Raw genomic sequence first — 16,967 nt, 5'->3', positions numbered from 1 at the left:
CATGAGCGACAAGTCCCCGCGCCAAGCCCTGTCGAAGAAGTCCGGGAAGTCCCTCAAGGAGAAGCGCGGAGCCAAGCGCGACAAGGCGGCCGACGCCGCGACGAGCGGGGTGGAGAAACTCACCGACCGCAAGCGCTGAGCCCAGCGCCGACCGCGCGCCCGGGCTCGGTCGGGCTCGGTCGGGCTCGCGCGCTCAGGCCCTGCTCGAGGTCCGTACGCCGAGCAGGGTCCGCCGGCGCGGCCGGGCGTCCGCCGCCTGCGCCGCGATCCGGTGCATCTCCGCGACGTCGACGACCTTGGTCCGGGGGCGCCCCGCGGCGGCACCGCGGCGGCGCTCCTCGGCGTCGATCGCGCGCCACCCGGCGAGGTCGACCACCGCGACACCGCGCTCCCGCAGCACCCGGGCCAGGTCGCCCCGGTGCGACCGCGGCCCCCCGACGGACCCGTCGGGCGCCGCGACGAGGCCGGCGTCGAGGTCGTCGAGCAGGGTCGACACCGTCTCCTGGGCGTCGGCCTTGTTGGTGCCGATGAAGCCGCTGGGGCCGCGCTTGGCCCAGCCGGCGACGTAGACGCCGGGGACGACCCGTCCGGCGGTGTGCGGCACGGTGCCGGTGGCGGCGTCGTGGGGCAGGCCGTCGACGGGCTCGCCGTGGTATCCCACCGAGCGCAGCACCAGCCCGACGGGCAGCACCTCGGTCTCGCCGGTGGACCGCGCGCGCAGCACCCCGGTGGCGTCGGCGACCAGCTCGTTGCGCACCAGCTCGATCCCGCCCACCCGTCCGTCGGGTCCGGCGAGCAGCCGCGTCGGCGAGGTGAGGAAGCGCAGCACGATCGTGCGCAGCGCCGGGTCGGGGGTGCGGGAGGCGAGCTCGGCGAGCACCTGGCGGCGCAGGTCGCCCTCGACCCCTGGCGCGTCGCCCTGGCTCAGGGCCGCACCCCGGGTGTCGACCACGACGTTGACGCCGCGCAGCGCGGCCAGGCCGACCAGCTCGGGCAGGGTGAAGGCCGCCTGGTCGGGGCCGCGGCGCCCGAGCACGACCACCTCGCGCACCCCGCTGCCGGCGAGCACCGCCCACGGCACCCGGGCGAGGTCGGTGCCGGCCAGCTCGTCGGGATCGGCGGTCAGCACCCGGGCGACGTCGAGGGCGACGTTGCCGTTGCCCACCACCACCGCGCGCTCGTGGCCGAGGTCGACCGCGAGGTCCTGCTTGTCGGGGTGGCCGTTGTACCAGCCGACGAGGTCGGTGGCCGACAGCGATCCGGGCAGGTCCTCCCCCGGCACGCCCAGCGCCTTGTCGCTGGCCGCGCCGACGGCGTAGACGACGGCGTCGTAGTGCGCCACCAGCTCGGCGTGGGTGACCGCGGCCCCCGGGCCCTCACCGACCTCCACGCCCAGCAGGTACCGGAAACCGGGCTCGGCCTCGATGGCGGCGAAGAGGGTGGTGGCCCGCTTGGTGTGCTGGTGGTCGGGCGCGACGCCGGCGCGCACGAGGCCGTAGGGGGTGGGCAGCCGGTCGAGCACGTCGACGCGCGTCTCCGGGTGGCGCAGCAGCTCGTCGGCGACGTAGAGCCCCGCGGGCCCCGCGCCGACGACGGCCACGCGCACCGGCCGCGGCCGCTTCATCCGGCGCTGCTCGGCCACCACGGCCAGGGGCGTGCGGTCGGCGTGGGGGAAGACGTCGAAGTAGGCGGCGTTGATGTCGAGGAACGGCAGCTCCGCCTCGCTCAGCCTGGTGTGCGGCTTGATCGCGTCGACGGGGCAGGCCGTCGCGCACGCCCCGCAGTCGACGCAGGAGTCGGCGTCGACGTAGAGCATCTCGGCCGTCGCGAAGCCGGGCTCGCCCGGGGCGGGGTGGATGCAGTTGACCGGGCAGGCCACGACGCACGAGGCGTCGCTGCAGCACGACTGGGTGACGACGTAGGGCACGGGAGGGGTCCGCTCGGTCGGGTGCCGGCCGGGGTCGGCCGGGGTCGGCTGGGCTGGGGCGGGGCTCGGTGGCGGCTCAGGCGGCAGCCGAGGCGACCTCGCTGCGGAAGCGGCTGGGGCGGCCGTCGATCCCCATCCAGCGCCAGACCAGGCGCGAGACGCGGTTCATCATCCCGGTCTCCTCGGCGAGCATGCGCACGTCGCCGAAGAGGTCGCGCAGGAACTTCCGCGACTCCGGCTCGCGCCAGTAGAGGTCCTTGACCACCTGGCGCGGGATGCCGAGGTCGCGCTGCATCCGGCGACTGGGCACGAGGATCTCGTCGCACAGCACCCGCATCACGACCGGCACCAGCACCGACAGCACCGCGCGCTGGCGGCGGGTGAGCTTGGGCGCCTGGTGCTCGAGGTACTGGTGGGCGAAGCCGATGTGGCGGGCCTCCTCGGCGACGTGGATCTGCATGATCCGCTGGAGCAGCGGGTGCATGTCGTCGCCCGCGCGCAGCACCGACTTCTGCACGTGGTCGATCGGCTCCTCGCCGGCGAGCACGCCGTAGAAGAAACCGAACGGCACCCAGCGCGCGGCCAGCGGCAGGAAGGGGCCGGCCATCCGGAAGAGCAGGCGCCCGCCGGGGACGTCCTGGCCCGAGCGGTTGACGAACTCCTGGAACATCTGGGTGTGGTGGCACTCCTCGGTCGCCTCGTGGGTGGAGTAGCGGAACTCCGCCGAGCGGTTCGGGAGGTTGAAGGCGAAGTTCATCAGGCCGCTGATGAGGATCTGCTCGAACTGCAGGCCGACCTTGCAGATGTTGGCCTGGCGGTAGAGGCCGACGCGGATCTGCTCCTCCAGCGGCAGCGAGCGGTACCAGTCGGTGCCACCGAGCACGTCGACGCTGGGCAGGACCCAGCGCGGGTCGTCGAGACGGATGGCGTGGTCGGGGTCGTCCCAGGCGATGTCGAGGAAGGCATCGAAGTGCTGGTGCACCGAGGCCTCGGAGAGGGTGCGGAGCCGCTGCTCGTAGGCCCGGGTGCGCTCGGCGCGCACCGCCGCGTCGTCGGCGGAGGCCGTCGCACGGACCGGGGCGGCGGTGTCGTGGAGCGTGGGGGTCGCGGTCATCTCGCACCTCGTCGTGGCGTCGTCGTCGTGGCCGGAGCCCCGCTGCTGCGGGGCTCGTGCTGCAGTTCCACGGACGTTAGTGCGACACCGTGTCGGTGTAAATGGTGAGCGCGACACCACGTCACACTTACCCGTCGGTAACCACCGGAGGGGTGAGGGCGCCACGTCGTCGCGCCGGGCGCCGGCGCGTCAGTAGCGGTGGAACCAGCGACCCAGGTCGAGGTGCACGTCGCCGCAGGTGACGTTCTGGTCGCGGGAGGCCTCCACCCACTGGCCCATCACCGGCTCACCGCCCTGGATCACCCAGTCGTCGCCGCAGCGCGAGGCGGCCTCGGCGCGCGAGGTCTGGCCGGCGGCGCGCCACTCGGGCAGGCCGAGCTCCAGGGGGCCGACGACCTGCTCCCACAGCAGCGGGGTGGAGTACACCCCGATCCGGTAGCCGGCGTCGGTGTAGCCGCGGGCGACGCCCTGCACCACCGCGGCGTTGGCGGTGGGGTCGCTGCTCCACTCGAAGTCGGGCACCGGCTCGACGTCGATCCAGACCACCGGGGTCTCCAGGCCGGCGGCGCGCATCGACGCGACGTTGTAGCGCGCCTGCTGGTAGCCGGCGTTGGCCAGCCGCCCCAGCCGCGAGCCGGCCGGGTAGGGGCCGTCGGCGCCGTGGGTCTCCTGCTCGGCGGCGCTGGGGAAGGACGACACGGCGTAGGCCGAGACCAGCAGGTCGCGCTCGCGCGACTCGGCCACCTGGTCGGCCAGGCAGGGGTTGGCCACGAAGCCGGGGCCGTTGGTCAGCCCGATCACGACGTAGCGCGCCTCCGGCAGCGGCGGGGGCAGCCCCAGCGTGCGCTTCTCGGGGATGCCGAGGCCCCGGGGGCACTGCGGCCAGCTGATGTCGCCGCCGAGCACCGGCCCGTCGAAGGCCGGGATGCGGCGCTCCTGCGCCCGGGCCTCACCCTCGGCGAGCGCCGCGAGGTCCTCGAGGTCCTGCGGGTCGGGGGCGTCGGGGTCGACGCGGCCGCCGGCGGCGCCGGGGTCCTGCGGCGAGGCCGAGCGCGGCGGCTCCACCAGCGGTGGCTCGCCCGCGGCCACGCGTTGCTCGGCCTGCTCGCGCGGTGCGACGTCGCCGCCCGAGCCACCGGCCCCGCCCGCGCAGGCGCTCAACGCCAGGAGCGCGGCCAGCGCCGTGGGCGCCGCGGCCGACCGGACGGCCGTGCAGCCCGACGTACGCCGGCCCCGGGCGGCCCGCTCCCCCACGTCCCGGCCAAAGACCCGGCCCACGACGCCCGCCTCAGACCTGCTCGCGCGACTCCACGGCGGCCGCGACGCGCGCGATCGCCTCCTCGAGCGGCACGCCGTTGTCCTGGCGGCCGTCGCGGTAGCGGAAGGAGACGGCGCCCGCGGCGAGGTCGTCGTCGCCCGCGATCATCATGAACGGCACCTTCTGCAGCTGGGCGTTGCGGATCTTCTTCTGCATCCGGTCGTCGGAGTCGTCGACCTCGACGCGCAGGCCCTGGGTGCGCATGCGGCGGGCCACGTCGTGCAGGTAGTCGGCGTGGCGCTCCGCGATGGGGATGGCCTGCACCTGCACGGGGGCCAGCCACGGGGGGAAGGCGCCGGCGTAGTGCTCGACGAGCACGCCGAGGAAGCGCTCGATCGAGCCGAACTTCGCGGAGTGGATCATCACCGGCTGCTGGCGCGAGCCGTCGGGGGCGACGTAGGTGAGGTTGAAGCGGTCGGGCGAGGGCTGGTTGAAGTCGTACTGCACCGTGCCCATCTGCCAGGTGCGGCCGATGGCGTCCTTGGCCTGCACCGAGACCTTGGGGCCGTAGAACGCGGCGCCGCCCGGGTCGGGCACGAGCTCGAGGCCCGACTCGGTGGCGACCTGCTCGAGCACGGCGGTGGCCGCGGCCCAGTCCTCGTCGGAGCCGACGAACTTGTCGGGCTTCGAGTCGTCGCGCGTCGACAGCTCGAGGTAGAAGTCGTCGAGGCCGAAGTCGCGCAGCACGCTGAGCATGAAGTCGAGCAGGTGCTTGACCTCGCCCGGGGCCTGCTCGGGGGTGCAGTAGGAGTGGGAGTCGTCCTGGGCGAAGCCGCGCACGCGGGTCAGGCCGTGCACGACGCCGGACTTCTCGTGGCGGTAGACCGAGCCGAACTCGAAGAGCCGCAGCGGCAGCTCGCGGTAGGAGCGCTGGCGGGCGTCGAAGATCAGGTTGTGCATCGGGCAGTTCATCGCCTTGAGGCGGTAGTCCATGCCGTCGACGTCGAGCGCGGGGAACATGCCCTCGCCGTAGTAGGGCAGGTGGCCCGAGGTGTGGAAGAGCCCCTCCTTGGCGATGTGGGGGGTGCCGACGTACTCGAAGCCCTCCTCGATGTGGCGCAGGCGGACGTAGTCCTCCATCTCGCGCTTGATCACGCCGCCGCGCGGGTGGAAGACGGGCAGGCCCGAGCCGATCTCGTCGGGGAAGGAGAAAAGGTCGAGCTCGCGGCCGAGCTTGCGGTGGTCGCGGCGCTCGGCCTCCTCGAGGCGGTGCAGGTGCTCCTCGAGGGCCTCCTTGGTCTCCCAGGCGGTGCCGTAGATGCGCTGGAGCTGCTTGTTCTTCTCATCGCCGCGCCAGTAGGCGGCCGCCGAGCGCATCAGCTTGAAGGCGGGGATGCGCTTGGTGGTCGGCAGGTGCGGGCCGCGGCACAGGTCCGACCACGCCACGTCGCCGTTGCGGCGCACGTTGTCGTAGATCGTCAGCTCGCCGGCGCCGACCTCGACGCTGGCGCCCTCGGCGGCGTCGTCGCTGCGCCCGGATCCCTTGAGGCCGATCAGCTCGATCTTGTAGGGCTCCTCGGCCAGCTCGCTGAGCGCGTCGGCGTCGGTGGTGACGCGGCGGTCGAAGCGCTGGCCCTCCTTGACGATCTTGCGCATCGCGGTCTCGATCTTGGCGAGGTCCTCGGGCACGAAGGGGGTCTCGACGTCGAAGTCGTAGTAGAAGCCGTCGGTGACCGGCGGGCCGATGCCGAGCTTGGCCTCGGGGAAGAGCTGCTGCACGGCCTGGGCCATGACGTGCGCGGTGGAGTGGCGCAGGATGTCGCGGCCGTCGGCGGAGTCGATGGCCACGCCCTCGACCTCGTCGCCCTCGCTCAGCGGGTGGGAGAGGTCCTTGAGCTCGCCCCCGACCCGGGCGGCGATGACCGAGGTGTCGTCGGTGAACAGCTCCCAGGCCTTGGTGCCCGCAGTGACCTCCCGCACCTCACGCTCACCGGCGTGGACGAGGGCGATCTTGAGGTCGGGCACGGGGGTCTCCTGACGGTGGGGCGGCGCCACCGGCCACGGGCCGGCGGGCGGCTCGGACGAGCCGGGTCAAGGGTAACGACAGCGCGGCCCGCACGGCTCCCGGGTTTGTCCGGGGCCGTGCGGGCCGCGCTCGTCGTACGCCGCCTCCGCCCGCGCACCGGCCGACGTCGGGGCGTGGCGGGTGGCGCGCGTAGTGCGGGAGGGTCAGTCCATGTCGCGGTAGCGCTTCGCCGCGTCGAGCTGCTGGACGAGGAACGCCTCGTCGACGCGGCGACCGCCCTCGGGGTCGAAGCCGCGCTCGCCGGCGTAGAGGTCGGCGTAGGCCGCGGTGTCGCGCTGGAAGCGCCACCCCTCGCTGAGCGGGCCGGCGTCGTGGGCGTCGTAGCCGAGGCTGTCGAGCACCTCGGTCACCGCCCGCTTGGCCGCGGCGTCGTCGCCGGCGATGGCCAGCACGCTGCGCTCGGGGTCGCCCGAGGGGCGGGCGAGGCGCAGCAGGTGCTCGAAGTAGATGTTGTTGAAGGTCTTCACGACCTGCGACTCCGGCAGGTGGGCCTGGAGCATCTCGGCGGTCGTGGTCGACTCGTCGTCGAGCTCGGCGATGTGGCCGTCGCGCTCGGGGTAGTAGTTGTTGGTGTCGATGACGACCTTGCCGCGCAGCGGCTCGACCGGCACCTCGCGGTAGTTCTTGAGCGGGATGGTCACGACGACGACGTCGCCGGCCTCCGCCGCCTCGGTCGCGGTCGCCGCGCGGGCGTGCTCGCCCAGCTCGGCCACGAGGTCGGAGAGCGTCTCCGGCCCGCGGCTGTTGCTGACGACGACGTCGTGTCCGGCACGCACCGCGAGTCGCGCGACGGTGCTGCCGATGTTGCCTGCTCCGATGAGTCCGATGGTGGTCATGCTGGCTCCAACCCCGCCCGGCCGGCGCTGATTCCGTGGCCGTCGCCACGCCGGTGCCGTGCCGTCGCCGTGCCGGCGCGTGGGCGGACGCGTGGGCGGAGGCGTGGGCGGGGCGTGGGCGGGTCAGTGTGCGGGGGCGTGGGCGGGCGCGGGGGCGGACCGCCTTGGGCCAGCGACGCGGGCGTGCCACGATGGCCGCGCCAGACCGGCACCCGGACGAGGCGCGTCGTACCCGGCCAGCGACAAGACGATGCCCAAGGAGCTCCCCATGTCCTGGATCGTCCTCGTCGTCTCCGGTGTCCTGGAGGCCGTGTGGGCCACCGCCCTCGACCGCAGCGAGGGGTTCACCCGCCTCGGGCCCGCGGCCGTCTTCCTCGTGGCCGCCGCCGCCAGCATGGCCGGCCTCTCCTGGGCCCTGCGCGAGCTGCCCGTCGGCACCGCCTACGCCGTGTGGGTCGGCATCGGCGCCGCCACCACCGCCGGCTGGGCCATGGCCACCGGCGCCGAGCCGGTCTCCGTCGTGCGCGTGCTGCTCCTGCTCGGCATCGTCGGCTGCGTCGCCGGTCTCAAGCTCACCCACTGAGGTCGGTGGCCGGCCCCGCGGGTTTCGCCAGCCGGCTGGCGAAACCCGCACCTGTCGGCCCACGCACGGGGCGACAGGTGCGGGTCCGGGCCGACCGGTGCGACGCGTGGGGCTGGTGGGACCGCACCCGGGCGACCCGGACGCGGCCCGTCCCGACGCCGGACCCGCGCGACCGCCCCGCGGTGGACGTCCTCCCCCGCCCGGAGCACGTCGCGCCGTCGACAGGACGCACGCACCGGGGACGCCGGGGCGTAACCGCTTGCGCGGCGCCTCGTTGGACCCGTGCCGGTGACCGGGGGGACTCACCAGCGGCCGGAGCGGCGGGACACACGTCGCCGCTCCGGCCCACGCGGCGCCGGACGGCCCTGACCGAGCGGCCCAGGAACGCCGCGAGGCCGGCCCCGTGGGGACCGGCCTCGTGCGTGATCTGGTGGGCGATACTGGGTTCGAACCAGTGACCTCTTCGGTGTGAACGAAGCGCGCTACCACTGCGCCAATCGCCCGCGGTGATGCGGCGGAAACGATAACCCATCCCGCGCCGACCCACACATCGGGGCCCATGCGGGCCCGCCCCTGGGGCCTTGCGACCGCTCAGTCGCCCGGTGTGCGGGCCTCCTCGAGCATGCCCTCTTCGCGCTCGCCCCAGGCCTTCTGCGCCGCGCGGGTCACCGGCCCCGGGGCGGGCAGGTCGACGTCGTCCCAGCGCACGACCGACTGCACGTCGCGGGTGGTCGACACCAGGAACACCTCGCTGGCCCCGCGGACGACGTCGATCGGCTCGTCGACCTCGCGGCCGCCGAACCACTCGAGCACCAGCGCCCGCGTCACCCCGGCGAGGCAACCACCGGCCAGCGTGGGGGTGCGCAGCTCGCCGTCGACGACGTAGAAGACGTTGGAGCCCGTGCCCTCGCACAGGTGGCCGGCCAGGTTGGCCACCACGGCCTCGTCGGCACCGCGACGCTGCGCCTCGGCGAGGGCCACCACGTTCTCGGCGTACGACGTGGTCTTCAGCCCGGCCAGCGCGCCGCGCTCGTTGCGCGGCCACGGCACGGTCGCCACGGCCACCTGCGCGGCCGCCGGCGGCATCGGCGCCGCCACGACGACGACGGTGGGCGCCGCGTCGCCGCGACCCGACCCCAGCGGGGCCGGTCCCCCGGTGACGGTGATGCGCAGGCGACCCAGCGCGAGGTGCTCCTCGGCCAGCACCGCCGCGACGCCCCGGCGCACCAGGTCGAGGTCGACCGGCGGCAGCCCGAGGCCGGCGGCGCTCGTGCGCAGGCGCTCCAGGTGGCGCGTCAGCGCGAAGGGACGCCCCTCCACGACCTTGACCGCCTCGAAGACGCCGTCCCCCACGGTGAGGCCGTGGTCGGTGACCCCAACAGCGGGGGCGGTGGGGTCGGGCAGGAGGTGACCGTCGATCCAGGCGCGCATGGCCGCCACTCTAGGAGGGCGCGGGCACCCCGCGACACGGGCCGACGGGGGGGCCGGCGGAGGCTCCCAGGGCCCCGTGACGACCGCCGGACATGCCCCCACAACACGCCCGACACCCGGATTTGGCACGCCTCAGGCGTTGGGTTACTGTTTCACCGCACGCCGACGGGAACGTCGGAAGCAAGCGGACATAGCTCAGTTGGTAGAGCGCAACCTTGCCAAGGTTGAGGTCGCGAGTTCGAGTCTCGTTGTCCGCTCGGAGAGGTCTCTCTCTTGGTTTGACCTCCAGCGGTGGAGTGGCCGAGAGGCGAGGCAACGGACTGCAAATCCGTCTACACGGGTTCAAATCCCGTCTCCACCTCGGGCGATTGGCGCAGCGGTAGCGCGCTTCCTTGACACGGAAGAGGTCACTGGTTCAAACCCAGTATCGCCCACCACAGCTACACCGCAGGTCTGGCCCCGCTCCCTCTCAGGGAGGCGGGGCCTTCTGCTTTCCCGCACGATCGCGACGCGGTCCACCCGGGGTTGGCTTCGAACAGCCACGGACCGGTGCGCGACGTGCGAGCGCCGGTCTCATGGGGTGACAACGTCGAGCAAGATCCGCAGAAACGCACCGACGAGGCCAGCAGCAGGCCCGGGGCCCGCAGCCCCTGTCGCTGGCGCACCCAGCCGACCAGGAGCAGCCCACCGGCCACGGGCAGCACGAGGCCGAGCAGCGCCCACCGGTTGTCGGCCAGGACGACGGCTCGGGAGGCGCGGGCGCACTGCACCCTGGCAGACGGCGACGGACCACGCGGGAGGCCCGACACGCCACGGAGGGTCCCGGCGGCCTCAGCGGGGGCTGAGCAGGCGCGCGGGCACCCACTGCTGCACCAGCACCCACACCCCGGGCGCCCGGCGCTCGGGGCGTACGACGAGCCCCTCCCAGCCGCCCGCGCCGCGCCGCCACTCCACGAGCATCCCGGGCCGGGTCACACCGTCGACGTCGACGGCTCCGGAGACCCAGCAGTGGCGCACGGGACAGTCCTCGACTCCCCCGGCCGTGCCGTGCAGCGCCGAGACGCCCAGCGAGGGCTGGCTCGGGCCGCCGGAGGACCCGGGCGGACGTCGGCCGGGGCGCCCCGGGGGCGCCTCGCCCCGCCGTTGCCGCGCTCCGCTGCTCACCGCCCCATCGTCCCACACGATCGAACACCTGTTCGACGCACGGGAGGGGTCGGGTGGCCGGGGACGGGTCAGTCCTCGGTGGCGAACTCCTCGTTGTGGGTGCCGGGGCGCGGCGCCCACGGCAGCTCCTTGGCCGGACGCACCACCACGAGCCGGTCGCCGCGGGCCAGCCGGGTCACCACCGGGTCGAAGTAGCGGTAGACCTTCTCGTCGCGCACCACGGCGATGACCTGGTCGGGCAGCGACTGCGGCTGCTTGCCGACCTCGTTGACCAGCAGGTCGCGCTCGGCGACCTCGAGGCCGTCGCCGTAGGTCAGCAGGTCCTCCATCACCGAGCCGAGCGTCGGCGACATCGACGACAGGCCCAGCAGGCGGCCCACGGCGTCGGAGGAGGTGATGACGGAGTCGGCGCCCGACTGCTTCATCAGCGGTGCGTTCTCCTGCTCGCGCACGGCCGCGACGATCCAGGCGTCGGGGTTGAGCTGGCGCACGGTGAGGGTGGCCAGCACGTTGGAGTCGTCGCGGTCGGTGGTGATGATGACCTGCTCGGCGGTGGCGCAGCCGGCGCGGCGCAGCACCTCGCGACGCGTGGCGTCCCCGGTGACGACCGCGAGCCCGTCGGCGTGGGCGTCCTGGAGCGCCGCGGGGCTGGGGTCGACCACCACCACGCTCTCGCGGTCGAGGCCGTTGTTGATCAGCGTGTCCACCGCACTGCGGCCCTTCGTGCCGTATCCGATGACGACGACGTGCTTGAGCATGCGCTTCCTCCACCGGGAGACCCGGAACAGCTCGCGGCCCTGCGAGGCGAGGACCTCGAGGGTGGTGCCGATCAGCAGCACCAGGAAGGCGATGCGGGCCGGGGTGATGACGAACGCGTTGACCATGCGCGCGGTCTCCGAGACCGGCGCGATGTCGCCGTAGCCGGTCGTGCTGAGGGTGACGGTCGTGTAGTAGATCGCGTCCTTGAAGTCGACGGCGTAGTTCGACCCGGGGTCGTTGCCGTCGCGGTAGCCCTCGCGGTCGAAGTAGACCAGCAGCACCGTGCCGACCAGGATCGCGGTGGCCAGCAGCAGGCGTCGCCCCAGCTCCCACAGCGGGCTGCGCTGGCGGTCGGGCAGCGAGATCATCCCGCGCTTGCCGCCCGCGGTGGGCTCGGGTACGTCGGGCACGCGCCGAATCTAGTCGACCCGGCCCGCGCCGCCGCCGACCCGCCCCGGCTCGGGGACCGCGGACCCGCGCCGCACCGCACGCAGCGGCTGCGTGGGAGGCGGCTCGTGACCGGTCGGCGGAGCCGGGGGCGCTGCCGAGGGGCGAGCCGCGGGTGCTGCCGAGGGTGGCACCGGACCGACGTCAGGACGGGTGGCCGGGTCGGTGGCGGGGCGTGCGTCCGGCTCCCCGTCGTCGGCGCGCTCGCGGGTCAGCCGCTGGCGCAGGCGCGCGACCAGCTCGGTGCGGGCCCGGGAGGTGGTCGACTGGGGGAAGACGGTGTCGAAGGCGGCGTTGACCGCGGCCCCGATGAGCACGGCGATGGCGACGAGGTAGAGCCACAGCAGCACCGCGATCGGTGCGGCGAGCGGGCCGTAGATCGACCGGGAGTCCGACGCGGTGACGGTCAGCACCCACCGCAGGGCGTAGGACCCGGCGATCCAGGCCACGAGGGAGAAGACGGCGCCGGGCAGGTTGAAGCTCCAGTTGGTCCGCACGGGCACCGAGACGTGGTAGAGCGTGGCCAGGAAGCAGATGCACAGCACCAGCACCAGCGGCCAGTAGAAGTGCATGAGCACCTCGGCGCGCTCGGGCAGCCAGCGACCGACCAGGCTCGGCCCGGCGACGACCAGCGGGAGCGAGACGACGCCGGTGATCATGGCCAGGACGTAGAGCACGAAGGACAGCGCGCGGGTCTTGACGATCCCGCGGTGGCCGCCCAGGCCGTGCATGATCGTGATGGTGTCGACGAAGACGTTGAGCGCCCGCGAGCCGGACCAGAGCGCGAGCACGAAGCCCAGCGAGACCACGTCGAAGCGGCCGCCGCGCAGGACGTCGTCGATGGTGGGCTCGATGACGTCGCGCACCGCGCCCTCGGTCAGCGCGCGCGAGGAGACCTCGAGGATGGCCGCGCGCACGTCGGCGACCTGGGCGGCGGAGAACTGCTCGGAGACGTAGCCGATCGCCCCCGCCAGGGCGAAGACCAGGGGCGGCACGGAGACGACGGCGAAGAACGCCGCCTCGGCGGCCAGGCCGGTCACCCGGAAGCGCAGGCAGGCGCCCACGGTGGCGACCACGAGCCGCCACAGCGTCTCGGCCGCGCGCCGCCCCCACGCGAGGAGCGGCGACCCCTCGGCGGACTGGGGGGTGGGGGTGGCCATGGTCGGTACGGTATCGCCCGCCGGACCCCGATCCGGGCACCCCGAGCGCGCGCTGCGGGAGCGGTCGCGGTGGGTGGCCCACGACGCAGCGGACCCCCGTCGCGGGTGCGACGGGGGTCCGGTGGTCGAGCGGTGGTCGAGCGGAGGTGCGGGTCAGACCGACTGCGTGGGGCGCACCGGGCCGGCGGGCCCGGCGGGGGCCACCTCGGCCTGGTCGAGGTGGGCGTCGTCGCCGTGGTCGTCGATCATCGTGGTCTCGTCGAAGGGGTCCTGCCCGCTCAGCACGCGGTCGAGCTGGGGCCGGTCGAGGCCGCCGGTCCAGTGGCCGATGAGGATCGTGGCGATGGCGTTGCCCGAGAAGTTGGTGACCGCGCGGGCCTCCGACATGAAGCGGTCGATGCCCACGATGAGACCGACGCCGTCGACGAGCTCGGGGCGGTGCGAGGACAGGCCGCCGGCCAGCGTGGCCATGCCGGCGCCGGTGACGCCGGCGGCGCCCTTGGAGGCGATCATCATGAAGAACAGCAGCGAGATCTGCTCGCCGATCGACAGCGGGTCGCCGAGGGCCTCGGCGATGAAGAGCGAGGCCATCGTGAGGTAGATGGCGGTGCCGTCGAGGTTGAAGGAGTAGCCGGTGGGCACGACCACGCCGACGGTGGGCTTGTCGACGCCGGCGTGCTCCATCTTGGCGATCAGGCGCGGCAGGGCCGACTCGGAGGAGGAGGTCGACACGATGAGCAGGAACTCGCGGCCGAGGTACTTGAAGAGGCTGAACACGCTGACGCCGGTGGCGACCTTGAGCAGCGTGCCGAGCACCAGGAAGACGAAGAGCGCGCAGGTGATGTAGAAGCCGATCATCAGCACCGCCAGCGACTTGAGCGCACCGACACCGGTCTCGCCGACGACGGCGGCGATGGCCCCGAAGGCGCCCACGGGGGCGGCCCACATGATCATGGCCAGCACGCGGAAGACCAGGCGCTGCACGTGCTCGATGCCGCGCAGGATCGGGGCGCCGCTGCGGCCCATGCGCTGCAGGGCGAAGCCGATGAGCAGCGCGACGAGCAGGGTCTGGAGCACCTCGCCGGAGGTCAGCGAGGACAGCATCGAGTCGGGGATGATCCCGACGAGGAAGTCGGCGGTGCTGCTGTGGGCGCCGGCGGCCTGCTCCTGGCCGGCCGAGGCGGCCGACTCGTCGAGCTGGAGGCCGTCGCCGGGCTTGAGGATGTTGCCGACGACCATGCCGATGGCCAGGGCGAAGGTCGACATCGTGATGAAGTAGCCGAGCGCGAGGCCGCCGACCTTGCCGACGCGGGCGGCGCTGGCCACCGAGCCGACGCCGAGCACGATCGTGCAGAAGATGACCGGCTGGATCATCATCTTGATCAGGGCCACGAAGCCGGTGCCGAGCGGCTTGAGCTCCTTGGCGAAGTCGGGCGCGACGATGCCGACCAGGATGCCGAGGGCGACCGCCACGATGACGGCGATGTAGAGGTAGTGCGTGCGGTTGCGCGGTGCCGTGCGGCCCGGCTTCGCGGTGGTGCTGCTGCTCATGGGTTCCTCCGTGTCTCGTCCGGGCCCGTGCCCGACCCGAGCACGCTCGCACCGCTTGTGACCGTGGTCACCGTTGTGGTCGTTGAGTTCGCGGACGCCGACGTCCGCTCCGCGGGCACCGGCGGCCGACGGGCGCTGGACGGGCGGCGGCGCGCCGGTGGGGCACAATGCGCAGGTGCGGAGGTCGGAGCGGCGGGACGGGTCGGTCGCCCGCCAGGTGCTGCTGCTCCAGGTGCTGGTGGTCGTGGTCCTGGTGGTGGCGTCGCTGGCGCTCGCGACGTACGACGCCCGGCGCGACGCCCGGGTGGCCGCCACCGACCGCGCGGTCGGCGTGGCCCGCGCCGTGGCCGACTCCCCCGCGCTGGTCGCGGCGCTGCGCACCGAGGACCCCGCGGTGCGCATCCAGCCCTACGCCGAGGAGGTCCGCCGCGACACCGACGTCGACTTCGTCACCGTGATGGCCCTCGACCGGACCCGCTACAGCCACCCCGACCCCGCGCTCATCGGCCGGCCCTTCGTGGGCGACCTGGGCGACGCGCCGCAGGGCGGGATCCTCACCCAGCAGTACACCGGGACCCTCGGGCCCTCGATGCGCGCCGTGGTGCCGGTGCTCGACGACGCCGGCACGGTGGTCGCGCTGGTCTCGGTCGGCATCACCGTGCAGGCCATCGACCAGGCCCTGGGCGACGACCTCGTGCTGATCGCGGTCTCCGCCGCGGCCGTGCTCGCGGTGGGCCTGCTGGGCGCCTGGCTGGTGAGCCGCCGGCTGCGCCGCCAGACCCACGGCCTGGGCGAGCGCGAGATCACCCGGATGTACGAGTACTACTCCGCGGTGCTGCACGCCGTGCGGGAGGGGCTGCTGCTCATCGACGCCGACGGGCGGGTGCAGCTGGTCAACGACGAGGCCCGACGACTGCTCGGCCTGCCCGAGCCGGTCGCCGAGGGCCGCCGCGAGCGCGACGAGGTCGTGGGGCGCTCGGTGCACGACCTCGGGCTGGCCCCCGGCCTCGTCGCGGCCGCCCTGGGGCGCACCGCGGAGTCCGACGACCTCTACCTCGCCGGTGACCGCATGCTCGTGGTCTCCTCGGCCCCCGCGTCGTGGGACGGCCACGAGGTCGGCTCGGTGGTCTCCCTGCGCGACCACACCGAGCTGCGCTCGGTCACCGGCGAGCTCGACGCCGTGCGCGGGCTCACCGAGTCGCTGCGCTCGCAGAACCACGAGGCCGCTAACCGGCTGCACACCGTGGTGTCGCTCATCGAGATGGGTCGCCCCGAGGAGGCCGTCGACTTCGCCACCGAGGAGCTCCAGGTCGCCCAGCTGCTGGCCGACCGGGTCGTGGGCGCCACCGGCGACCCCGTGGTGGCCGCCCTCCTGCTCGGCAAGACCTCCGAGGCCGTCGAGCGCGGCATCGAGCTGGTCATCACCGGCGAGGTCCGCGACGGCTCCGAGGTGCCGGCCCGCGACCTCGTCACGGTGCTCGGCAACCTCGTCGACAACGCCTTCGACGCCGTGACCTCGCGCCCCGAGCGCCGGGTGCACGTCGACCTGCGCACCGACCCCAGCAGCAACCCCAGCACCAACCCCAGCACCGACCCCAGCACCGGCCTGGGCGGTCGGCAGGGGGAGCCCGACGGCGGCCGGCTGCGGGTCACCGTCGGCGACTCCGGCCCTGGCCTCGACCCCGACTCCGCGGCCCGGGTGCTCGAGCGCGGCTGGTCGACCAAGGCCAGCGCCGGGCACGGCCGCGGTCTCGGTCTCGCGCTGGTCTCCCAGGTGGCCCGCCGCCACCACGGCGAGGTCACCGTGGGCGTCTCCGCCCTCGGCGGGGCGGAGTTCGAGGTCGTGCTGCGCCTGGGCTCCACCGCCCCGCCGCCGGCCGGGGCTGCTCCCGGCCCTGCTCCCGCCGCCGCTCCCGGCACCGCGGCGGCGACCCCGTGAGCGGCCCCGCGGCCGAGGTGCGCGTGCTGGTGGTCGAGGACGAGGCGCGGGCGGCCGAGGCGCACACGGCGTACGTCGGGCGCGTGCCGGGCTTCGCCGTGGCCGGCACCGCGCGCTCGGCCGGCGACGCCGCCCGGCTGCTGGAGCAGGCGCGCACCGAGGGCCGGCCGGTCGACCTGGTGCTGCTCGACCTGCACCTGCCCGACGGCCACGGGCTGGGCCTGCTGCAGCGCATGCGCGCCTCGGGCCACCTGTGCGACGTCATCGCGGTCACCTCGGCGCGCGACACCGAGGTCGTGCGGCACGCCGTGGCGCAGGGCGTCGTGCTCTACCTGCTCAAGCCCTTCACCTTCCCCACCTTCCGCGCCAAGCTCGAGCAGTACGCCGCCTACCGCGACCGGCTCGCGGCCTCCTCGGCGGAGATGGCCCAGGACGAGGTCGACCGGATGCTGGGCAGCCTGCGCTCCCCCGCCGCCGCGACCGTGCTGCCCAAGGGGATGAGCGCGGAGACCCTGCGCGAGGTGACCGCGGCGCTGCGCGACGCCGAGAGCCCCCGGTCGGCCTCGGAGGTGGCCGAGGCCGTCGGGGCCTCCCGCGTGACCGTGCGGCGCTACCTCGAGCACCTCGCCGACTCCGAGCTCGCCGAGCGGCAGCCGCGCTACGGGCGCGGAGGCCGCCCCGAGCTGGAGTACCGCTGGCGGCGCTGAGCACG

General features: G+C 74.0%; 13 protein-coding genes, 4 tRNA genes, 1 pseudogene and 1 riboswitch. Of the genes and pseudogenes, 7 read left to right on the top strand and 11 right to left on the bottom strand.

Annotation, left to right across the window (positions count from 1 at the left end):
* The first annotated feature begins 1 nt into the window (after window position 1).
* Entirely contained in the window at window positions 2–139 is a 138-nt protein-coding gene (locus LPA27_RS07660; RefSeq protein ID WP_165699018.1) for a hypothetical protein, read from the top strand.
* Between the two features lie 54 nt (window positions 140–193).
* Here LPA27_RS07660 and LPA27_RS07655 read toward each other — a convergent pair whose 3' ends face one another.
* The 5 genes and pseudogenes from LPA27_RS07655 to LPA27_RS07635 form a co-directional block, all read right to left on the bottom strand.
* Window positions 194–1,927 (bottom strand): FAD-dependent oxidoreductase, encoded by a 1,734-nt coding sequence (locus LPA27_RS07655; RefSeq protein ID WP_228942067.1) that lies wholly within the window; start codon window positions 1,925–1,927, stop codon window positions 194–196.
* 76 nt (window positions 1,928–2,003) lie between these two features.
* Window positions 2,004–3,041, bottom strand: a complete 1,038-nt coding sequence (locus tag LPA27_RS07650) for an AurF N-oxygenase family protein (protein ID WP_228942066.1) — start codon at window positions 3,039–3,041, stop codon at window positions 2,004–2,006.
* A gap of 189 nt (window positions 3,042–3,230) precedes the next feature.
* A complete protein-coding gene (locus LPA27_RS07645) occupies window positions 3,231–4,319 on the bottom strand; it encodes a hypothetical protein (protein ID WP_228942065.1) in 1,089 nt (362 codons plus the stop codon).
* Between the two features lie 10 nt (window positions 4,320–4,329).
* A complete protein-coding gene (gene thrS, locus LPA27_RS07640) occupies window positions 4,330–6,324 on the bottom strand; it encodes a threonine--tRNA ligase (protein WP_416383234.1) in 1,995 nt (664 codons plus the stop codon).
* A 204-nt stretch (window positions 6,325–6,528) separates the two neighbouring features.
* Window positions 6,529–7,257: pseudogene (locus LPA27_RS07635) on the bottom strand (NADPH-dependent F420 reductase); the annotation flags it as partial.
* 153 nt (window positions 7,258–7,410) lie between these two features.
* Window positions 7,411–7,478: riboswitch (guanidine-III (ykkC-III) riboswitch) on the top strand.
* Between the two features lie 11 nt (window positions 7,479–7,489).
* On the opposite strand from LPA27_RS07635, the gene LPA27_RS07630 reads away from it, so the two are divergent.
* Window positions 7,490–7,804: a DMT family transporter gene (locus LPA27_RS07630; protein WP_056862736.1), complete on the top strand. Its 315-nt coding sequence runs from the start codon at window positions 7,490–7,492 to the stop codon at window positions 7,802–7,804.
* Window positions 7,805–8,232: 428 nt separating this feature from the next.
* Here the strand turns inward: LPA27_RS07630 and LPA27_RS07625 are convergent.
* Both LPA27_RS07625 and LPA27_RS07620 read right to left on the bottom strand, forming a co-directional pair.
* Window positions 8,233–8,307 (bottom strand) — tRNA-Val (locus LPA27_RS07625).
* Between the two features lie 88 nt (window positions 8,308–8,395).
* Window positions 8,396–9,235 (bottom strand): aminotransferase class IV, encoded by an 840-nt coding sequence (locus LPA27_RS07620; RefSeq protein WP_228942064.1) that lies wholly within the window; start codon window positions 9,233–9,235, stop codon window positions 8,396–8,398.
* 184 nt (window positions 9,236–9,419) lie between these two features.
* On the opposite strand from LPA27_RS07620, the gene LPA27_RS07615 reads away from it, so the two are divergent.
* The 3 genes from LPA27_RS07615 (at window position 9,420) to LPA27_RS07605 (ending at window position 9,672) form a co-directional block, all read left to right on the top strand.
* Window positions 9,420–9,492 (top strand) — tRNA-Gly (locus LPA27_RS07615).
* 33 nt (window positions 9,493–9,525) lie between these two features.
* Window positions 9,526–9,596 (top strand) — tRNA-Cys (locus LPA27_RS07610).
* Between the two features lies 1 nt (window position 9,597).
* Window positions 9,598–9,672 (top strand) — tRNA-Val (locus LPA27_RS07605).
* Between the two features lie 394 nt (window positions 9,673–10,066).
* Here the strand turns inward: LPA27_RS07605 and LPA27_RS07600 are convergent.
* The 4 genes from LPA27_RS07600 to LPA27_RS07585 form a co-directional block, all read right to left on the bottom strand.
* Window positions 10,067–10,399 carry a hypothetical protein gene (locus LPA27_RS07600; protein WP_228942063.1) on the bottom strand — a complete coding sequence of 111 codons (333 nt, stop codon included), beginning with the start codon at window positions 10,397–10,399 and terminating at the stop codon, window positions 10,067–10,069.
* A gap of 68 nt (window positions 10,400–10,467) precedes the next feature.
* Complete coding sequence (locus LPA27_RS07595) at window positions 10,468–11,526, bottom strand: potassium channel family protein (RefSeq protein ID WP_056862988.1); 1,059 nt, start codon at window positions 11,524–11,526, stop codon at window positions 10,468–10,470.
* A 51-nt stretch (window positions 11,527–11,577) separates the two neighbouring features.
* The gene (locus tag LPA27_RS07590; RefSeq protein ID WP_228942062.1) at window positions 11,578–12,765 is read right to left on the bottom strand and encodes a YihY/virulence factor BrkB family protein; all 1,188 of its coding nucleotides are present in this window, start codon (window positions 12,763–12,765) and stop codon (window positions 11,578–11,580) included.
* 153 nt (window positions 12,766–12,918) lie between these two features.
* The gene (locus LPA27_RS07585) at window positions 12,919–14,316 is read right to left on the bottom strand and encodes a cation:dicarboxylate symporter family transporter (protein ID WP_056862732.1); all 1,398 of its coding nucleotides are present in this window, start codon (window positions 14,314–14,316) and stop codon (window positions 12,919–12,921) included.
* A gap of 175 nt (window positions 14,317–14,491) precedes the next feature.
* On the opposite strand from LPA27_RS07585, the gene LPA27_RS07580 reads away from it, so the two are divergent.
* Window positions 14,492–16,255 (top strand): sensor histidine kinase, encoded by a 1,764-nt coding sequence (locus LPA27_RS07580; RefSeq protein ID WP_228942061.1) that lies wholly within the window; start codon window positions 14,492–14,494, stop codon window positions 16,253–16,255.
* Window positions 16,252–16,962, top strand: coding sequence for a response regulator (locus LPA27_RS07575; protein WP_056904393.1), 711 nt, complete (start codon window positions 16,252–16,254; stop codon window positions 16,960–16,962). The genes LPA27_RS07580 and LPA27_RS07575 overlap by 4 nt, the downstream gene beginning before the upstream one ends.
* Window positions 16,963–16,967 lie beyond the last annotated feature (5 nt).

The sequence above is a fragment of the Nocardioides sp. Leaf374 genome (assembly GCF_916862475.1).
In the GTDB taxonomy this organism is placed as follows: Bacteria; Actinomycetota; Actinomycetes; order Propionibacteriales; family Nocardioidaceae; genus Nocardioides; species Nocardioides kribbensis.
The sequence above is the reverse complement of the archived record's forward strand: the minus strand, read 5'-3'. Positions and strand labels throughout refer to the sequence as shown.

Coding starts and splice junctions, on each gene's coding strand:
- LPA27_RS07660 (WP_165699018.1), top strand. CDS start 2: ATGAGCGACAAGTCCCCGCGCCAAGCCCTGTCGAAGAAGTCCGGGAAG.
- LPA27_RS07650 (WP_228942066.1), bottom strand. CDS start 3,041: ATGACCGCGACCCCCACGCTCCACGACACCGCCGCCCCGGTCCGTGCG.
- LPA27_RS07630 (WP_056862736.1), top strand. CDS start 7,490: ATGTCCTGGATCGTCCTCGTCGTCTCCGGTGTCCTGGAGGCCGTGTGG.
- LPA27_RS07620 (WP_228942064.1), bottom strand. CDS start 9,235: ATGCGCGCCTGGATCGACGGTCACCTCCTGCCCGACCCCACCGCCCCC.
- LPA27_RS07595 (WP_056862988.1), bottom strand. CDS start 11,526: ATGATCTCGCTGCCCGACCGCCAGCGCAGCCCGCTGTGGGAGCTGGGG.
- LPA27_RS07590 (WP_228942062.1), bottom strand. CDS start 12,765: ATGGCCACCCCCACCCCCCAGTCCGCCGAGGGGTCGCCGCTCCTCGCG.
- LPA27_RS07585 (WP_056862732.1), bottom strand. CDS start 14,316: ATGAGCAGCAGCACCACCGCGAAGCCGGGCCGCACGGCACCGCGCAAC.